Consider the following 19,436-nt stretch of genomic DNA (forward strand, 5'->3'; position numbering starts at 1 on the left):
TATAACTAGACATATGGCAGAGCATAAACACACGTAAAACCCTCAAATTCTAAAAATGTGATATCATAATGACTCACTTCTTCTTGATGATGAATGCTTCCGGCAGTGAATGGCAAATTAAGATCAAACGGCATAATATGAATGTTTTGTTCAAAACTCAACCCTGCCGTACCATACAATTTATACAACGACTCCTTTGCTCCCCATATAACAGTAAGTACCCGTACCTTCTCTTCTTGATGCTGGTCTACAAATTTTTGCTCTGACGCTACAAATTTGTGGGCAATCCTGAGAATTTTTTCACGTTGTTTTTCAATATCGATTCCAACAAGTTTATCGCTAATAATAACTGCAGCGTACTCATAAGAATGTGTAATTGAGATCTGCTTTCCGTCTTTTAGGTGCGGTTTCCCAAAATCATCATAATATAAGTCATGATCAGTATATCCAAAAACTGCCAATAAATGTCGCACGCTCATAAACCCTCTCTTATGCAAATCTGATTTCATGTTATCCACTCTATTCTGACAATGATCGGTTAACTGAATTCCTTCAGAAAGAACTTCGAAAGACTCTTCTATCTTCCAAATCAATATATTAGTACTTTCATCTACTGTTATAGTTTTGTAAAGAGGCATACGAATTCTTAAAGTTATTATGTACCTTTGCAAACTGAAATTCAGGGCATCAGTGACTTGATTTTCAGGAAACGAATTTAGAATAATTTAGTGCGAAATACTAGAATTATTGCACTTCATAAACATAAAACAGATACTATGAGTACCAAAACAGTACCTTATGTTCCTTACAAGGTGAAAGACATTTCCTTAGCTGCCTGGGGAAGAAAAGAAATCGAACTAGCTGAAGCTGAAATGCCAGGTCTTATGTCTCTTAGAGAAGAGTATAAAGACGAGCAACCTCTAAAAGGTGCCCGTATAGCAGGTTGTCTTCATATGACTATTCAGACTGCGGTTTTAATAGAGACATTACAAGCTCTTGGTGCAGAAGTTACCTGGAGTTCTTGTAACATTTTCTCTACTCAGGATCAAGCTGCTGCTGCAATTGCTGATGCAGGAATACCAGTATACGCTTGGAAAGGAATGAATGAAGAAGAATTTGACTGGTGTATCGAACAAACCTTATTCTTTGGAGAAGATCGCAAACCATTAAATATGATACTTGATGATGGTGGAGATTTGACGAATATGGTTTTAGATCGTTACCCAGAACTTGCTGAGGGAATCAAAGGTTTATCAGAAGAAACTACAACAGGTGTTCACCGTCTATACGAAAGAGTAAAAAATGGAACATTACCGATGCCTGCTATTAATGTGAATGATTCTGTTACTAAGTCTAAATTTGACAACAAATACGGATGTAAAGAAAGTGCGGTAGATGCTATTCGTCGTGCGACAGATATTATGCTAGCCGGAAAACGAGTAACTGTTTGTGGATACGGTGATGTTGGTAAAGGTACTGCAGCTTCTTTTAAAGGTGCTGGGAGCATCGTAACAGTAACTGAAATTGATCCTATTTGTGCACTACAGGCTGCAATGGATGGTTTTGAAGTAAAGAAACTAGAAACTGTTATCGGAAACAGTGACATTGTTATTACTACAACAGGAAATAAAGACATTGTTCAAGGTCATCATTTTGAAGCCTTAAAAGACAAAGCCATTGTTTGTAATATTGGACATTTTGATAATGAAATCGATATGGCGTGGTTAAACAAAAACCATGGACATACGAAAGATACTATCAAACCTCAGGTAGACAAGTACAACGTAAACGGAAATGATATTATCATTCTTGCTGAAGGTCGTTTAGTAAACCTAGGTTGTGCAACAGGTCATCCAAGTTTTGTAATGAGTAATTCTTTTACAAACCAGACGTTGGCACAAATTGAGCTTTGGAAAAACAGTGAAAAATACGATAACGAAGTTTATATGCTACCAAAACATTTAGATGAAAAAGTAGCAAAATTACACTTAGCTAAGATCGGAGTTGAATTAACAGAACTTCGTAATGATCAAGCAGAATATATTGGTGTAACTGTAGAAGGGCCTTTTAAACCTGAACATTACAGATACTAGATTTTAGCGTACTGGCGTTTCTGAATTTTTAGATCGCTTCGCTTTTAGAATATAGAAATAACCCTCACCAAAAAGTGAGGGTTTTATTTTGACTTATTTCCTTTTCCTAAAAATATAACTCATCCACACAGGATCATTTTCTTCAGACACTATAGACTGTCGATCTACAAACTCCCAGTTGGCAGCATTCATATAATTTAGCAAATCCGAAGTTCCTTCCAAATCTTCCAATTGCTTAATCGTTATCTGTTTCCCTTCTAATGATTTTTGCTCCTGAACTTTTATTCTTTTTACTCGTCCACTATTATTAGCTTTTTGTATTACAATAACTTCTAGATAATCATATTTAGGAATGTCTTGCCCTATCGTTTCTGTAATTACAAACAACATTAAAAGAGTGCAACAGAAAAAACGAATTATTGAAATTTTCATACTTTTATTCAGTTTTGTGATTTAGGATTATAAATTTAGGCAATTCCTTTCAGCTAGTTCGCTATGAAATTACTTTTTACTTTTTGTTTTTTCACCTCGATCATCTTAGGACAAAGTAATAAAGATGCCATTCAAAATATTAAAAAACAATTTGTACTAATTTCCAAATTAAAAGAAAAAAATCAGCTTAAAGAAAAAGAGATTTCTTATTCATGTAAAGATTTAAGTATTGAAGGCCTATAACTTACTATTATAAAGACAATGACCTAAAACTCATTATCCACTCGTATGATGAGGGACATTATACCTCGCACAATAGATATTATGTTAAGGACCAAATTTTTATTCTTCTATTTTACCGAAGAACACATAGACAATGACACTTCTGTCTATGACAAACAAACAGGAGCGCTATTAGTCACACAAGAAGACTGGAGTACATCAGAAACCAGAATTTATTTTGATAATAATAAAGCGATAAAATATCTAACAAACAGATACACCAACATCGACATTCACGAAAATATTAAAGAACCTAATAAGAGTGTATCAGATCATTTTGAAAACGAGGAAATCGTTTGCGACACTTTGGAAACAAAAAAAGTTCGATCTATATATTCTAATCTCGTGAAACTTATCAAAGAATACAAAACAATATGTGTTCTTTACATATGTAAATCTTTTACAAAACAAAAAAAACCTTTTCAAGATATCTTGAAAAGGTTTTTGTATGTATTACAAAGGAAAATATCCTTATGCTTCAAAAGGAACTATAGAAACATAAGATTTATTATCTTTTTTCTTTGTGAACTTAACCACACCATCAACTTTGGCGTGTAATGTATGGTCTTTACCAGCGTAAACATTCTCACCCGGTTTATGTGCTGTACCTCTTTGTCTTACAATGATGTTACCAGCGATGGCAGCTTGACCACCAAAAATCTTCACACCTAAGCGTTTCGATTCTGATTCTCTACCATTCTTAGAACTACCAACTCCTTTTTTATGAGCCATAATTTCTTGGTTTTATATGTTAAACTTAAAACTGAATGTAGCGATTAAGCTTTTCCACCATCCAATTCGTCTTGCCATTTCTTTAATTCATCCCACTTACCGTCTGCAGCTAATTTTGCTTGCTCAGGCCAAGTGTCTGTTACGTGATTTCCACGAACACCAGCAATAATTTCTGAAATCTTAGCAGCGTCAGTCTTTGCCAAGTCGGCAAATGTTGCGATACCTGCTTCTACTAATGTAGATGCGATTTTAGGTCCAATACCTTCAATCTTTTTAAGATCATCCGCTTTAGCTGACTTTTTAGGAGCAGCTTTTTTTGGTGCTTCTTCTTTTTTAGGAGCAGCAGCTTTAGCTTCTACTTTCTTCTCAGCCTTTGGTGCAGCTTTCTTAGTTTCCTTTTTAGGAGCGGCTTTCTTAGCTCCAGAGGCAACTATACTTTCTATTATGATTTCAGTAAGAGATTGACGGTGACCATTTTTAACACGGTATCCCTTACGTCTCTTTTTCTTGAAAACAATAACTTTATCACCTTTTAGGTGTCTCGTGATTTTTGCTCCTACCTGAGCTCCATCTATAGCCGGGGCGCCTAAAGTCACCTGATCTCCGTCTGCAGTAAGAAGTACTTTGTCAAAAGAGACTTTATCTCCTTCTTCTCCTGCTAAACGATGAACAAAAACTTTTTGGTCTTTTGCAACTTTAAATTGCTGCCCTGCTATCTCTACAATTGCGTACATAGCGTAACGTTTAATTAATTTTTTATATCTAAAGAACTTGCCTATTCGAAAATAAGCGGTTGCAAATATACTGCTAATTAATTAAATGACAAATATTTTACGCCTTTATGGGATGTGAATTATGTTTTTTTTTAATATTCCAACTATCCTTAAATAGCTGCATAAAAGATAAGGTCAATACAAATGTTGTCGCAAAACCCATAATAGCCGCAACAAACACTACAATTCCAACACCTACATGATAGTGAGAACTCCAGTTAGCAAGCATTTCAGGAAGGAAATTAGTGTTGATATTCGTAACATAAATAGCAAAGAAAATAGTAAAAATAAGGGTAGCATTAAATCCAGTGAACAATCCTGCCATAAAACCTTTCTGATATTCAAATGTAGTTCCTTTTTCGAGTTTATAGTCTTTCATAGCCTTATATAAACCGAAGGCCACAATGATTCCATTACCTAAACTAAAAATAGGATTCGTTTGCACCCCTATTAAAGACAAAATCAAAAAATACGCAATGAGTCCAATTGCAATCAAAATACCATATTTAACGGGGATAGTAGACTTTTTCATAGTTTCTATTGTTTGGAATTAACAGAAATTTATGCATTATTAGCGGTTTTTAGGCTTAAAAAACTGTTAATTTATTGTAATTGAGTAGTTTAAAACATGATAATTCTTTCTGGCGAAAACCGTAACAAAATGCGATCTTTGCACACAAATTCTATAAACAAAATTATTACTAATGAAAAATAAACTTTACACAATCGCTTGTGGACTCTTGATAGCAGTGTCTGGTGGTGCACAAGAAGTAGAATTTACAGAATATGACCTGGATAATGGTCTGCACGTAATTCTACATCAAGACAATAGCGCACCTGTTGTTACAACTTCAGTAATGTATCATGTAGGCGGAAAAGATCGTACAGAAGGACGTACAGGATTTGCTCATTTTTTTGAACACCTATTATTTGAAGGAACAAAAAATATAGGAAGAGGAAAATGGTTTGAAATCGTGTCTTCTAACGGAGGGCAAAACAATGCCAATACTTCTCAAGACAGAACATATTACTATGAAGTCTTTCCTTCTAACAATCTACAACTAGGATTATGGTTAGAATCAGAACGTATGTTACACCCTGTAATTGATCAAAAAGGTATAGACACGCAGCAAGAAGTTGTGAAAGAAGAAAAAAGACTCCGTTATGATAATTCTCCATACGGACAATTTTTACCTGTTTTAGGAAAAAACTTATTCAAAGTACATCCATATAAGGATCCAAACATTGGATATATGAAAGACTTGGATGCTGCCACTTTGGAAGATGTAATTGCATATAACAAAAAATACTACGTTCCTAACAATGCCGTATTAGTTGTAGCAGGTGATATCAATATTGACCAAACTAAAAAACTAATAGAAGACTATTTTGCTCCAATTCCTAGAGGAGAAGAAGTGGTTAGAAACTACCCAAAAGAAGAGCCTATTACACAGCAAATAAATGCTAAAGCATATGATGCGAATATACAGATACCGGCTACCGGTCTGGCTTATAGAACTCCCGGTTTTAAAGAAAGAGATGCCTATGTTCTAGAAATGATTTCTACATATCTAAGCGATGGAAAGAGCTCTAAACTTTATAAAAAAATAGTTGACGACCAAAAACAAGCATTACAAGTAGGAGCATTTAGTATTCCGCAAGAAGATTATGGAATGTATTTAGTTTTTGCACTGCCTGTTGGTGACACAAAACTTGATGTTTTGATTAATGAAATGGAAGAAGAAATAGCCAAAATAAGAACGGAGCTTATTTCTGAAAAAGATTATAAAAAATTACAAAACAAATTTGAAAATCGCTTTGTTAACTCTAATTCGAGTGTAGCAGGAATTGCTAATTCTTTAGCAAGATACAATATGCTGTATAACGACACTAATCTAATTAATAAAGAAATAGAGATTTACCGTTCAATTACTCGTGAAGAGATTAAAGAGGTTGCTGATAGACATCTAAAGCCAAATCAAAGACTAGTAATAGACTATTTGCCAAAAGAAAAAGCCAAAAACTAAGAAATATTAAAACATGAAAAAAGTACTTATAACATTGGTTTTGGCTTTTATGGTCATAAACCTACAAGCACAAGTAGATAGGAGTAAAATGCCACAACCGGGACCTTCTCCAGAAATAAATTTAAAAGAAGCGCAACGTTTCGAGTTAAGTAATGGACTAAAGGTACTGGTAGTTGAAAATCACAAATTACCAAGAGTTAGTATCCAATTACAAATTGACAATTCTCCTATCAGAGAAGGAGAAAAAGCAGGAGTATCTAGTCTTACTTCTAGCTTGCTTGGTAATGGTTCTAAATCAATTTCCAAAGACGACTTTAATGAAGAAGTGGATTTTTTAGGAGCTAGCATGAATTTTGGATCTCAAAGCGCTTTTGCTTCTTCACTTTCTAAATATTTTCCGAGAATTTTGGAATTAATGGCGGATGCAGCAATTAATCCTAATTTTACTCAAGAAGAATTCGAAAAAGAAAAAGCAAAACTAATTACAGGATTAAAATCTCAGGAAAAAGATGTTGCTTCTATCGCTAGTAGAGTACAAAATGCTTTAGCATATGGAGTAAAACATCCTTACGGAGAATTTGCTACAGAAGAAACCGTAAACAATGTAACTCTTGCTGACGTAGAAAAATTTTATTCGGATTATTTCACTTCTGCTAATTCGTATTTAATTGTAATAGGAGATGTTAAATTTGAAGAAGTACAAAAATTAGTTAAGAAAAATTTTAGTCCTTGGACAAAAAAGACTTCAATATCTGTTGGTTATACGAAACCATCAAATGCGCAATACACGCAGATTAACTTTGTAGATGTTCCTAATGCAGTACAATCTGAAATTGCTGTTCAAAATCTAGTTGACCTTAAAATGAGCGATCCGGATTATTTTTCTGCACTTGTTGCTAACCAAATTTTAGGTGGTGGTGGAGAAGCGCGTCTTTTCTTAAATCTTCGTGAAGACAAAGGCTATACTTATGGCTCTTATTCCAGAATTGGAAATGACAAATATGCTCCGTCAACATTTAGAGCAACAGCAAGTGTTCGTAACGTTGTTACAGATAGCTCTGTTGTCGAAATGTTGAAAGAAATAGACCTTATAACTAAAAAACCTGTTTCTGCAGAAGAATTGAAGAACACTAAAGCAAAATACCTCGGTAATTTTGTACTTGCATTAGAAAAACCAGAAACTATTGCACGATATGCTCTAAATATTGAAACAGAAGGTTTATCTAAGGATTTCTACAAAACCTATATAGAACGAATAAACGCTATTACTGTAGAAGACGTTCAAAAAGCAGCAAAAAAATACTTTAGCTCAAGTAATGCTCGTATTGTTGTTACCGGTAAAGGAAGTGATGTCATAGAAAATCTTGAAAAAGTAACTTTTAACAACAAAAAAGTACCAGTTTTATATTTTGACAAATACGGAAACAAAACAGAAAAGCCCGATTATAATGCTGCTACACCTGAAGGAGTAACTGCTCAATCAGTTTTAGATACTTATTTTAAAGCAATTGGAGGCAAAGATAAATTAGAAGCTGTACAATCAACTTTTACCACGGCAGAGGCTTCTATGGGTGGAGCGACACTTCAAATGATTACGAAGGTTACCTCAAAAAACCAATCACTTACAAATATATTATTTGGAGGTAATTCTGTAAACAAAAATGTATTTGATGGAACTAAAGGATATGTAATGGCTCAAGGTCAAAAAATAGACTACACCGAAGCCCAGATTACCGATGCAAAGAAGGAAATCTATCCATTCTCTGGACTTAATAATAAGGATGCCAAACTAGAAGGTATTGAACCTTATGAGGGAGGAAAAGCTTACAAACTTAAAATGAGCGAAAAAAGAACTTCTTTCTTTGATACTGAAACAGGATTAAAAGTAAAAGACGTTGTTATACAGGAACAAGGAGGTCAAAAAGTATCTTCTACAGTGGCTTATAGCAATTATAAAGAAGCAAACGGAATCATGTTTCCTCATACCATCTCTATATCTGCAGGTCCTCAAAAGTTTGATTTCAATGTTTCTGAAATTAAAATAAACGAAGGAGTGAGTGATGAAGATTTCAAATAAAATCTATCGCTGTTAAATAATATGATAAAGGTTCGTTCTTAAGATCGGACCTTTATTTTTTTCGGTTTGCAATATAAACTCCCAAAATAATAATCCCGGCAGCAAGCACCTGATAAAGAGAAAACTCTTCGCCATCCAACAACCCCCACATCAAAGCTACTATCGGTATTGTATAGGTAACCGAAGTAGCAAAAACAGGGCTACTGATTTGTACCAATTTATTGAACAATACTTTGGCAATACCGGTTCCAACGATTGCAAGAATCGAAATGTATATCAAACTTGTGTGCATCTCTGGATTTGTGATAACACTTTTATTAAAAAAATCAGCGTAGTACAAAACGATAAGAGAAGGAATGACAAGAACTATAAAGTTACCATTAGCAATTGCCATTGGAGAAATTTGCTGCATGTACCGTTTTATAATATTTACATTCGTTGCATAGCAAACAGAAGCACAAAGCACTAAAGTAGCATACCAATAATTTTGGTTTGGATTAACCGAAGCACCTTCCCATATCAATGCAAGACAACCAATCAACCCAACAATGACTCCTATTAATTGGTTTCTGCTAAAGCGAATAGAAAAGACTAGAGCACCTAAAATCAAAGTCATTAATGGCGTTGTAGAATTAAGAACCGAAGCGATCCCACTATCAATTTCGGTTTCTGCAAAAGCGAACAAGAATGCCGGAACAAATGTGCCCAAAAAACCAGAAATAATAATCCATTTCCATTCTTTTTTCTTGATAGTTCTCATACTTCTAAAACCTATCAGAAACAAAAAAGCAGCTGCAAACAATGTTCGTAGCGCTCCTAATTGCATTGGTGTAAGTCCTATCAATGATTTTTTAATCAGTATAAACGAACTACCCCAAACAAGTGATAAGACTGCTAAATAGATCCATTTTAATCTGGCGTTTTGCATTGGCTTCTTGAATAAGCTGCAAAAATCACTAAAATTATGAAAGTAGTTACGTAGTATGTAGAAAAATTAACGAACGTTTAGCGTTATTCTTTCCACTGAACCGTTTCCATAAAATGAATAATATCATTTCGTAAATATTTTGCTGCCGGAAGAATAGAATCATAGTTCGGTTTTACTTTAAAATAAACAGAACCAGATACAAAATTATTGACGCTATCTGTTACATAAAACTGACAGGAAGAAGCTGCATTTCCGGTCACTTCGTATATTCTACCATATACTTTTTTCTCCGGGTACATAAAGTCCTTTGGCTGTATAGCATCAGCTTTGATAAAATGTTCTTGGGTAAGGTTTTGTGCATCTCTTAACAAAGAGTCTAAATTGTTATTGACATCGTAGTAAGAAATATATACGGTAGCATTCAACTTAGGATAATCAATATTATACCAGCACCTCCTGTTGTTTTTAGCTTTTTCAAAATTGGCGATCTTGTTCTTTTCAAAAGTATAGGAGCAATCTAACAAGGCCTGCTCATACTTTGGAGCAGGATAAGCCAATCTTAACATTCCTTTAGGCTTAGGCAACGTTTCGCCTCCACAAGAAGATAAAACACACACAACGATCGCTGCTAAAAATTTACTCAGTCTACTCCTCATTAATTGTTAATTTTACTCTTTTTATACGCTTATTATCCAAAGACTCAATTGTAAAAGCATATTGTTCTAATGTAATGATATCTCCTCTTTTTGGAAAACTACCGGAGATCTCTAACAATAATCCCGCAATGGTTTCTGCATCTCCTTTTTTATTCTCAAAACCAGTATTATCTTCAAGTTTTAGAACCTTGTAAAAATCTTTTAACGAAGTTCTTCCTTCAAAAATATAGTTATTATCGTCCAGCTTTGAGAACACTAAATCTTCATCATCAAACTCATCACTAATATCCCCAACAATTTCTTCGATAATATCTTCTAATGAAATCAGGCCACTAGTACCTCCATATTCATCCACAACAATAGCTAGGTGATTTTTTTTGTCTTTAAAATCATTCAATAAATCATCCAACTTCTTGTTTTCTGGAACAAAATAGGGCTCCCTAACAAGATCAACCCAATTAAAATCTTTATGATTAATATATGGTAACAAATCTTTTACATAAAGGATTCCTATTACTTTATCTATACTATCTTCATATACAGGAATACGAGAATATCCATTCTCTATAATTTCCGGAATTACCTCTATATATTTCAGATCTCGACTCAGTGCAAAAATATCAATTCTTGGTTTCATCACCTGTTTGGTATCGGTATTTCCAAAAGAGACAATCCCTTCTAATATTTTTTTCTCTTCAGAAGTGGTATCGTGATCAGATGTTAACTCAAGTGCTTGAGATAATTGATCCACACTAATGTTTGATTTTTGTTTACCTAGCTTATTATGAATCAGTAAAGTAATGCTTCGCATGGGTAGGCTAATGGGAGTAATGATCCAGTCCAGTATACCCAGCGGTCTTGCCATAAAATTGGCAAACTTAACTTTATTACGACTGGCATAAATCTTCGGTAATATTTCTCCAAAAAGTAAAATAAGAAATGCTACTACACCTACTTCAGTAACAAATCTAATACTTAACCATTCTAAACCAGGAAAAACTAAATGATCTAATCCTTTAAAATAGATTTCTCCCAATGTATCAAAAAGCAAAACAATGGCAATATTGATGAAGTTATTTGCCACCAGGATGGTTGCCAGCAACTTTTTTGGCCTACTTAGTAATTTAGAAATTATTTTTTGGTTGATAGTTGGATCCTCTCCGTCTGTTTTTAGGTCTGATGAAGTAAGCGAAAACAAAGAGACTTCGCTACCGGATATTAAGGCAGAACAAACCAGTAGCAGAATAAGAACAATAAAATTAACTGCCTGTAAGGGTTCAAAAGCAACTAATAAAATAAATAACGGTTCGGGATCAGGGTCCAAATTATAGCTGTTTAGTTAAACATATTAAAACGGAAGATCATCTTCTTCCATTTCTGTAGGCGAAGATGAAATCGACTGAGGATTATCAACCATTGGCTTATTTGATACCGGTTGTTTGTCCGCAACAATTTCTGCTTGCTGACCTTCAGTTTTTGGAGTCAAAAAGGTAAAATCAGTACACTGTATCTCTGTGCTATATCGATCTTTTCCTTGCTCATCTTGCCACTTTCTGGTTTTAAGACGACCTTCAATATATACTTTATCTCCTTTTTTCAGATATTTTTCGCAGATTTCGGCTGCTTTATTGCGCACCACAATATTGTGCCATTCTGTAGAAGTCACTCTTTCTCCAGTGCTTTTATTTACATAAGAATCATTAGTTGCCAGCGGAAATCTACCGATGCAATTTCCTCCTTCAAAATAATGCATCTTCACTTCATCACCTGTATGGCCAATAAGCATTACTTTATTCAACGTTCCAGACATACTCTTTATTATTTATAGTAAATGTAATAAAAAAGCATCATACCTAAAAAAAGCTATCTATAAAATTACCTATTAATATAGGAACCGGATATTCACGAATTTTTTCTATTCCCACAATATTTGATTCACCATTAATTTTGGGAGGTTCTTCTGTTTTTATTATATAAAAACGAGTGTACAGATGTTGATGAGATAGCTTATGAATTTTAAACTCTGTTTCGTGCAAAATGATGTCATAATCTACGTTATTCAATAAACTTTTAAAAACATCATTGTCCTTAATATAATCAAGACCTACTTCTTTTTCGGTTTCTATTAGAGGAAACTCATATAAATTCTGCCAGATTCCTTTACCCTTTCTTTGTTTGATAATTGTTTGTTGGTCCTTTACAGAAAATATCAAGTAATTAAAATATCGTTTTTTTACTTTTAACTTTTTAAGCTTTATGGGTAAAGAAGCAACTGTGCCTTTTTTTAACGCCTCACAACTATCATTGAGCGGACAAACAATACAATATGGACTTTGTGGTTTACATTGCAGCGCGCCAAATTCCATAATCGCCTGGTTAAACGTGGCAGGTTGTTCTGGATCAATCATCTCCCATGCAAGTTTTTTAAACTCTTTGATTCCTTGTGTACTATTAATAGGAGTATCCACATTAAAGTATCTGGACAAAACGCGGTATACATTACCGTCCACTACAGGCACTACTTCATTATAACATATAGAAGCTATAGCGCTAGCCGTATAATCACCAACTCCTTTTAGCTGCAATAAATCCTTATAGGTAGTAGGAAAAACACCTTCGAGATTATTGGCAATATACTTTGCTGTGGTATGTAGATTTCTGGCCCTGGAATAATAACCCAATCCCTGCCATAATTTTAATACTTCTTCTTCTTTTGCATTTGCTAAATCAAAAACGGTCGGATAGTGATCAATAAATGACAAATAATAAGGTAATCCTTGCGCAACTCTGGTCTGCTGAAGTATAATTTCGCTCAACCAAATGCGGTATGGATCGGTCGTTTCTCTCCACGGCATCGATCTTTTGTTTTGTAAGTACCACGTAATGAGTTTTTTAGGAAAAATCATAAGAAAATCTTAAGTTTTGTAAAATTAAACCTTTAAAAGATGATAATTTCATCTTAAGTATTGATATTTTGGATTTTAAATTGCTATATTTGCCCCCTTGAAAATTTAAAAACCCCTAAATAGGTAATATAATGACTAAAGCAGATATTGTAGCAAAAATTTCAGAAAAACTAGGAATTGAAAAAGGAGATGTTCAGGCAACTGTAGAAACCTTTATGGAAGAAGTAAAAAGTTCTTTAGAGAGCGGAGATAACGTATACCTAAGAGGTTTTGGTAGCTTCATCATCAAGACAAGAGCTGAAAAAACAGGTCGTAACATTTCTAAAAACACTACAATCAAAATACCTGCACATAATATCCCAGCTTTTAAGCCGGCAAAAGTATTTGTGGAAGGTGTAAAAACTAACGTAGAAGTTAAGTAATTAATAATCAATAAATAGATCGCACTATGCCAAGTGGTAAAAAACGTAAAAGACACAAGGTAGCTACGCACAAGCGTAAAAAGAGAAGAAGAGCTAATCGCCACAAGAAAAAGTAGTTTTCTAACTACTTTTTCTATTTAAGAATGTTCTTTGAAATCGAAATAGAGTATCTTATATCACTACCTTTATAAGACTTTGTTTCAACGGAATTATTAAAATTCCTGTGAATAAAATTTGTTTAATCCATCTGTCTCGAACATATCGAGGTGGATAAAAATCTAATCAGAGTGAACAAAGAATTGATCATTAGATCTGGTTCCTCTACTGATTTTGCCTTATTAAAAGATGGAAAACTAGTTGAATTACATAAGGAAGAAGACGACAGTAATTTTGCTGTAGGCGATATTTTTATTGCTAAAATCCGCAAAGCTGTCCCAGGTCTTAATGCCGCATTTGTTAATGTAGGCTATGAGAAAGATGCATTCCTGCATTATCACGACCTAGGTCCTCAAGTATCTTCTTTACTTAAATTCATCAAACGTGTAAGCACAGGTAAATTAAAAGATTACTCTCTTAAGGATTTTCCTTTTGAGAACGATATTGATAAACACGGAGTTATTACAGATGTGTTAAAATCAAATCAATCGTTATTGGTACAAATAGTAAAAGAACCTATTTCTACAAAAGGCCCTCGAATAAGCTCAGAGCTTTCGATTGCCGGTAGATATATTGTATTGGTACCTTTTTCTAACAGAGTGTCTATTTCTCAAAAAATAGAATCCTCTGAAGAAAAAGAACGTCTAAAAAGACTGGTAAAAAGTATCAAGCCAAAAGGTTTTGGAATTATTGTTCGTACGGTAGCAGAAGGCAAAAAAGTAGCAGAACTAGACAGAGATTTGCAAAACCTGGTGGACCGCTGGGAGTCTATGTGTAAAAAATTATACAAAGCCCACCACCCATCAAAAATTTTAGGTGAAATGAATAGAGCGTCCTCTATTTTAAGAGACGTTTTTAATGACAGTTTCACTTCGATCGTTGTAGATGAACAAGATCTCTGCAACCAAATCAAAGATTATCTGCAAGAAATTGCACCAAAAAAAGAATCAATCGTAAAATTACACACGTCAAACGTACCAATTTTTGAAAAATACGGTATCGAACGACAAATCAAAACAAGTTTTGGTAAAACGGTATCCATGAGTAAGGGAGCCTATCTTGTAATCGAACACACTGAAGCAATGCATGTCATTGATGTAAACAGTGGAAACCGATCCAACAAAGCCAAAAACCAAGAAGACACTGCACTAGAAGTCAACCTAATCAGTGCATCCGAAGTAGCCCGCCAACTGCGTCTTAGGGATATGGGAGGTATTATCGTAGTCGATTTTATCGATATGAATAATGCTGATAACCGTAGAACACTCTTCAATCACTTACGCGAAGAGATGAAAGACGACAGGGCGAAGCACAAAATTTTACCGCCAAGTAAGTTTGGCCTGATTCAAATAACGCGACAGCGTGTACGACCTGAAATGAATATCAAAACCCGCGAGGAAAACCCGAACGGAGGAAATGGCGAAATTGAGGCGCCCATAGTTTTAGTAGATAAAATAAAGGTTGATTTAGAAAAATTAATTAAAAAAGATCATAAAAAGTTAACGCTTAGCGCGCATCCTTTTATTGCAGCTTTTTTAACTAAAGGATTTCCATCCACCCGATCTAAATGGTTTATAGACCATAAAAGATGGGTCAAAATAATACCTAGAGACGCTTACACGTATTTAGAATATCATTTCCACGACAAGAATGGAGAAATGATACAATAATAATGAAACCCAGCTTACGGATGTAGGCTGGGTTTTTTGGTTTGCTATATTTGCGTTTATGTATCAAAAAAGACCACAATCCATAACTGTTACCGAGGCTATAAAAAAAATGGAGCATTATTGTGCCTATCAGGAACGTTGCCATAAGGATATTAGTAATAAATTGAACACTATGAGACTAATTCCTGAGGCAAAAGAAAAGATAATACTACATCTTTTGGAACATAACTTTCTTAATGAAGAACGTTATGCTAAAAGCTTTGCCCGTGGAAAATTCAGGATTAAGAAATGGGGGAAACAACGAATTGTTAGAGAATTAAAATTTCGACAAATATCCGAATATTGTATTAAGACCGCTCTAAAAGAAATCCCTAAAGATGAATATTTAAAAACATTTCACGAACTGGCAGAAAAAAAGTTTGACGCTATTATCGAAAAAGATATACAAAAGAAAAGAAAAAAACTAATTGATTATCTATTATACCGAGGCTGGGAAAACCAATTGGTTTTTGAGAAGGCTAGAGATTTATCAGAATAACTCTCACGTAATAATCAGTAGCGTTCAACACTTCAACAGCATTATCAATTTGACTACCTTATTCCTCAAAAAGTCTGCATTGAATAATTCTAGAAGTACCCTATCTAAAAAATCAACTATTTTGATCTTCTCCACGGGAATCCATTATTTTTCTAAGTTGATAGAAAAAGCGTTCGATAAGTCTTAAATCTTCCGTGACAATCTCTGCAGCGCTTGTCATCTCCTGTTTAAAATCAATTTCTTTTTTATAACTCGTAATCAATTTATTGGGTAATGTAACATCGATTAGATATAATCCTTCTTTATTAGGTAATGCAGATATTTTTTTTATTGTACCTTCTAATACGCCAAATTCAGCACTAGGATAATTGTCTAGTTTAAAATGTACTTTTTGTCCAATCTTGATTTTACCAGAGTTCTGAGATGGAGCTTCCAACTTACCAATATATCCATTATTTTGCGAAGGGATAATAGTAAATATTACTTCTTCTGCTGACACACTTTGATGAGAACTCCAATAATTCATAAATGCAACTATACCTGAAGAATTTGATTTTAACACGTATTGCAATTCCCAGTTTTTTATAGATTTTTTAAGTTGATTAAATGATTGTATCACGTTTTTAAACAGCTTAACATCTTCTTTGGTCTTATCAATTTGTGTTCCTTTATAGGTTTTATTCATTGTGCTAATGGTTTCGCGGATTTGAGATATGGTAATATCCATATTAGCATAATTCCTTTCTGCCTGTAATATCTCTAATTTTTCATTTTCATATTCCTGTTCAGAAATTACTCCTTTATTGAATAAAATTTGCTGACGCTCTAGATTTTTTCTTTGCAACACTAATTCTTTATAGCTAATCCTCTTTTGAGATAAAGAGCTCTGTAATCTTCGTTTTTGTTCTGATAATGATAATTGATTAGCCATCGCCTCATTAGAAAAAGGTTGTAATTTTTTATGTAAGGCATAGGCAGAATAACTATTTTCAAACAAGGCAAAATTTTCAGCAACATCACCTAAAAATAACATTGGAAGATCTCTAAACGGAAAATCAAAAAATGTGTTGTTAAGTTTAATAGTATCAATTATAGACTTTAAGAGTAAAACATCTTTATAATTCGCACTGTTTTCCAATATAGCTAACGGAGTCTGATCTTTTACATATTGCCCGTCATTTACCAATATAACTTCTATTTTTTCATTAATCTTGGCATGTACTTTTTCTGGAGGAATCTCTGTGGTAATAATACTTTCTGAGACAATTATATCGGGATATTTTATAAAGTATGATAGGAAGAGAAGCATCATAATTAAAATTAAAAACAATAAACTCCCCCAACGCACCATCCAATTGGGAATTTGTGATAATACTTCTTGTACTTCTTCACTTCTTAACTGTATTTGTTCTATTTGTTGCTCCATATTATTTTCCTAATTCTAATTGGTTTTTGACTAGATTGTAATAATTCCCTTTTTGCTCAATGAGTTTCTGATGATTTCCTATTTCTACTACTTTACCTTGGTCCAAAACAACAATCTGATGCGCATTTTTTACAGTACTCAATCGATGAGCTACTACTACGACCGTTCTGTTTTGAAAAAAGCAATCTAATTTTTCCATAATCACTTTTTCATTATTGGCATCTAGAGCACTGGTAGCTTCATCAAAAAATAAAAATTTAGGGTTTTTATATACCGCTCTAGCGATTAGCAAACGTTGTTTCTGACCTGTGCTAAGTCCGGCTCCTTCAGAACCTATCTTGGTATTGTAGGATAATGGTAGGGATTCTATAAATTCTTTAATATTGGCAACATCTACTGCATGGATTAGTTTCTTTTTATCGATATAATCTTCACCAACCCCGATGTTGTTAGCGATAGTATCATTAAAGATATAGCCTTCCTGCATTACTGCTCCACAATTAGATCTCCAATATCGTTGAGACACACTTTTTAAGTCAGTGCTTCCAATCTTAATCATACCATTATTTGGCTCATAGAATTTTAATAATAGTTTCATTAGAGTAGTTTTACCACTACCACTTACCCCAACTATTGCGGTAACTTTATTTGCAGGAATAGTAAGGTTAAGATTTTCTAAAACAGGGGCTTCTGACCCAGTATATCTGAAAGATACATCCCGCAAAGAGAAATCCACATTTTCAGAGATCTCATAGACCTTTTGTTGTAGATCCGATTCTTCATTTTCTTTAGTATGTATTTCTCCAAGACGATCCAGAGATATCCTGGCATCCTGCAATTCTCTTATAAAATCAATGAGCTGTGCAATAGGAGAATTTAATTGCCCTACAATATATGTGATAGCTAACATCATCCCTAAAGTGATTTCCCCATCAATAACTAATTTGGCAGAAAAAACAGTGATTAGAATATTTTTAAATTCATTAATAAAATTAGAACCTACTCTTTGATATTGTTCCAGGGCTAAACCTTCTATCGATAACTTAAATAACCTCGCCTGTAAGAATTCCCATCCCCAACGTTTTTTCTTTTCTGCGTTGTGGAGTTTAATTTCCTGCATTCCATTAATAAGTTCTATTACCTTACTTTGTTCCTGACTTACTTGTGAGAATTTTTTGTAATCAAGATCTGCTCGTTTTTTTAAGAAGATGACAATCCAGAGAAAATATAGTATACTACCACTAAAGAATATTGAAAAAATCTGAAGACTATAATATGCTAGTATAATTCCGAAAATAAGAAGATTAAAAAGAGAAAATAAAACATTTAAGGAGGATGTAGTAAGAATTTGTTCTATCCTTTTATGATCATTGATCCGCTGTAAAATGTCTCCAGTCATTCGCGTATCAAAAAATGCGATGGGTAGACTCATCAATTTCATAAAAAAATCAGAAATCAGAGAAATATTAATACGTGTGCTCAGATGTAATAATATCCAACTACGGATAACTCCTATCGCAGTACTACCTAGATATAAAAAAAGTTGGGAAATTAGGATGAGGTATATAAAATTAACATCTCTGTTCTGGATCCCTACATCTACAACACTCTGCGTAAGAAATGGAAATACTAATTGTAACAAACTGCCTGCAACAAGACCTATGATCAACTGTACAATGAGACTATTATACTTAAAAAGATATTTAGAAAGAAAACTAAACCCTAATTTTTGGTCTTTTGCACTATATTCTTGATCATAGAATTGTGGTGTTGGTTCTAATAGCATAGCAATACCTTCTGAGGTATTGTCTATTGCATTTGCACCTGACCAGCGTTTAAGAAATTCATTCTTGGTATATGTCAATAACCCATGTGCTGGATCCGATATATAAAATTTATTATCTGTTTTTATTTTATACAGTACCACAAAATGATTTTCGTTCCAGTGTAACAAACAGGGTAGTGGAGCATCTATAAGCTTTTCTAACGGTGCTTTAATACCCAGAGACCTATAACCTATTGTTTCTGCTGCACCACTTAGTCCCATTAAACTACTACCGTCTCGTTGTGTTTCTGATAATTGCCGTATATATGATAGATTGATAGTTTTGCCATAATGTTTAGAAATAATCTTAAGACAAGTAGGACCACAATCTTTGGAATCTGCTTGTTTATAAAAAGGAAAAGCCATCGTATAATAAATAATGATTAGATACCTCAACCATTAGTTATCCTAATGATTTGTATGGTGCTGTTAGTAATAAATTTGATGTATAGATTTGTATGAAACCTATGGGTGTTAGGACTACTACCAATTT

At 33.8% G+C, this 19,436-nt stretch carries 18 protein-coding genes; 6 read left to right on the forward strand and 12 right to left on the reverse strand.

Annotated features, from left to right (window positions below):
* Positions 1–5 precede the first annotated feature (5 nt).
* A complete protein-coding gene (locus tag ACFSR1_RS11390) occupies positions 6–638 on the reverse strand; it encodes a 4'-phosphopantetheinyl transferase family protein (RefSeq protein ID WP_378292552.1) in 633 nt (210 codons plus the stop codon).
* Positions 639–776: 138 nt separating this feature from the next.
* Here ACFSR1_RS11390 and ahcY point away from each other — a divergent pair, with 138 nt between their 5' ends.
* Positions 777–2,093 carry an adenosylhomocysteinase gene (gene ahcY / locus ACFSR1_RS11395; RefSeq protein WP_378292554.1) on the forward strand — a complete coding sequence of 439 codons (1,317 nt, stop codon included), beginning with the start codon at positions 777–779 and terminating at the stop codon, positions 2,091–2,093.
* Between the two features lie 93 nt (positions 2,094–2,186).
* On the opposite strand, the gene ACFSR1_RS11400 is transcribed toward ahcY, so the two are convergent.
* The 4 genes from ACFSR1_RS11400 to ACFSR1_RS11415 form a co-directional block, all read right to left on the reverse strand.
* On the reverse strand, positions 2,187–2,525 hold the full coding sequence (locus ACFSR1_RS11400) for a hypothetical protein (RefSeq protein WP_378292556.1): 339 nt from the start codon (positions 2,523–2,525) through the stop codon (positions 2,187–2,189).
* Between the two features lie 753 nt (positions 2,526–3,278).
* A complete protein-coding gene (gene rpmA, locus ACFSR1_RS11405) occupies positions 3,279–3,539 on the reverse strand; it encodes a 50S ribosomal protein L27 (RefSeq protein ID WP_378292558.1) in 261 nt (86 codons plus the stop codon).
* A gap of 44 nt (positions 3,540–3,583) precedes the next feature.
* Positions 3,584–4,273 (reverse strand): 50S ribosomal protein L21, encoded by a 690-nt coding sequence (gene rplU, locus ACFSR1_RS11410; RefSeq protein ID WP_378292560.1) that lies wholly within the window; start codon positions 4,271–4,273, stop codon positions 3,584–3,586.
* A gap of 97 nt (positions 4,274–4,370) precedes the next feature.
* The gene (locus ACFSR1_RS11415; protein WP_378292562.1) at positions 4,371–4,844 is read right to left on the reverse strand and encodes a DUF4199 domain-containing protein; all 474 of its coding nucleotides are present in this window, start codon (positions 4,842–4,844) and stop codon (positions 4,371–4,373) included.
* Positions 4,845–5,016: 172 nt separating this feature from the next.
* On the opposite strand from ACFSR1_RS11415, the gene ACFSR1_RS11420 reads away from it, so the two are divergent.
* Together ACFSR1_RS11420 and ACFSR1_RS11425 are read left to right on the forward strand one after the other, a co-directional pair.
* Positions 5,017–6,339 (forward strand): M16 family metallopeptidase, encoded by a 1,323-nt coding sequence (locus ACFSR1_RS11420; RefSeq protein WP_378292564.1) that lies wholly within the window; start codon positions 5,017–5,019, stop codon positions 6,337–6,339.
* A gap of 13 nt (positions 6,340–6,352) precedes the next feature.
* On the forward strand, positions 6,353–8,416 hold the full coding sequence (locus ACFSR1_RS11425; RefSeq protein ID WP_378292566.1) for a M16 family metallopeptidase: 2,064 nt from the start codon (positions 6,353–6,355) through the stop codon (positions 8,414–8,416).
* Between the two features lie 52 nt (positions 8,417–8,468).
* On the opposite strand, the gene ACFSR1_RS11430 is transcribed toward ACFSR1_RS11425, so the two are convergent.
* From ACFSR1_RS11430 to mutY, 5 genes are all read right to left on the reverse strand, one after another.
* Positions 8,469–9,344, reverse strand: a complete 876-nt coding sequence (locus ACFSR1_RS11430) for a DMT family transporter (RefSeq protein ID WP_378292568.1) — start codon at positions 9,342–9,344, stop codon at positions 8,469–8,471.
* Positions 9,345–9,427: 83 nt separating this feature from the next.
* Positions 9,428–10,000, reverse strand: a complete 573-nt coding sequence (gene gldD / locus ACFSR1_RS11435; protein ID WP_378292570.1) for a gliding motility lipoprotein GldD — start codon at positions 9,998–10,000, stop codon at positions 9,428–9,430.
* The gene (locus ACFSR1_RS11440) at positions 9,990–11,324 is read right to left on the reverse strand and encodes a gliding motility-associated protein GldE (RefSeq protein ID WP_378292572.1); all 1,335 of its coding nucleotides are present in this window, start codon (positions 11,322–11,324) and stop codon (positions 9,990–9,992) included. The genes gldD and ACFSR1_RS11440 overlap by 11 nt, the downstream gene beginning before the upstream one ends.
* 24 nt (positions 11,325–11,348) lie before the next feature.
* Positions 11,349–11,810, reverse strand: a complete 462-nt coding sequence (locus ACFSR1_RS11445; RefSeq protein WP_378292574.1) for a single-stranded DNA-binding protein — start codon at positions 11,808–11,810, stop codon at positions 11,349–11,351.
* Between the two features lie 43 nt (positions 11,811–11,853).
* Positions 11,854–12,906, reverse strand: a complete 1,053-nt coding sequence (mutY, locus tag ACFSR1_RS11450; RefSeq protein ID WP_378292576.1) for an A/G-specific adenine glycosylase — start codon at positions 12,904–12,906, stop codon at positions 11,854–11,856.
* Positions 12,907–13,037: 131 nt separating this feature from the next.
* Between mutY and ACFSR1_RS11455 the strand changes: the two genes are divergently transcribed.
* The 3 genes from ACFSR1_RS11455 (at position 13,038) to ACFSR1_RS11465 (ending at position 15,692) form a co-directional block, all read left to right on the forward strand.
* On the forward strand, positions 13,038–13,328 hold the full coding sequence (locus tag ACFSR1_RS11455) for an HU family DNA-binding protein (protein ID WP_024768281.1): 291 nt from the start codon (positions 13,038–13,040) through the stop codon (positions 13,326–13,328).
* Positions 13,329–13,615: 287 nt separating this feature from the next.
* On the forward strand, positions 13,616–15,154 hold the full coding sequence (locus tag ACFSR1_RS11460) for an Rne/Rng family ribonuclease (RefSeq protein WP_378292577.1): 1,539 nt from the start codon (positions 13,616–13,618) through the stop codon (positions 15,152–15,154).
* Between the two features lie 58 nt (positions 15,155–15,212).
* Positions 15,213–15,692, forward strand: a complete 480-nt coding sequence (locus ACFSR1_RS11465) for a regulatory protein RecX (protein ID WP_378292579.1) — start codon at positions 15,213–15,215, stop codon at positions 15,690–15,692.
* A gap of 112 nt (positions 15,693–15,804) precedes the next feature.
* On the opposite strand, the gene ACFSR1_RS11470 is transcribed toward ACFSR1_RS11465, so the two are convergent.
* Together ACFSR1_RS11470 and ACFSR1_RS11475 are read right to left on the reverse strand one after the other, a co-directional pair.
* A complete protein-coding gene (locus ACFSR1_RS11470; protein ID WP_378292581.1) occupies positions 15,805–17,118 on the reverse strand; it encodes an HlyD family secretion protein in 1,314 nt (437 codons plus the stop codon).
* Between the two features lies 1 nt (position 17,119).
* Positions 17,120–19,309 carry a peptidase domain-containing ABC transporter gene (locus tag ACFSR1_RS11475; RefSeq protein WP_378292583.1) on the reverse strand — a complete coding sequence of 730 codons (2,190 nt, stop codon included), beginning with the start codon at positions 19,307–19,309 and terminating at the stop codon, positions 17,120–17,122.
* Positions 19,310–19,436 lie beyond the last annotated feature (127 nt).

Origin of the sequence: Aquimarina rubra (genome assembly GCF_042684305.1) — a bacterium.
GTDB lineage: Bacteria > Bacteroidota > Bacteroidia > Flavobacteriales > Flavobacteriaceae > Aquimarina > Aquimarina rubra.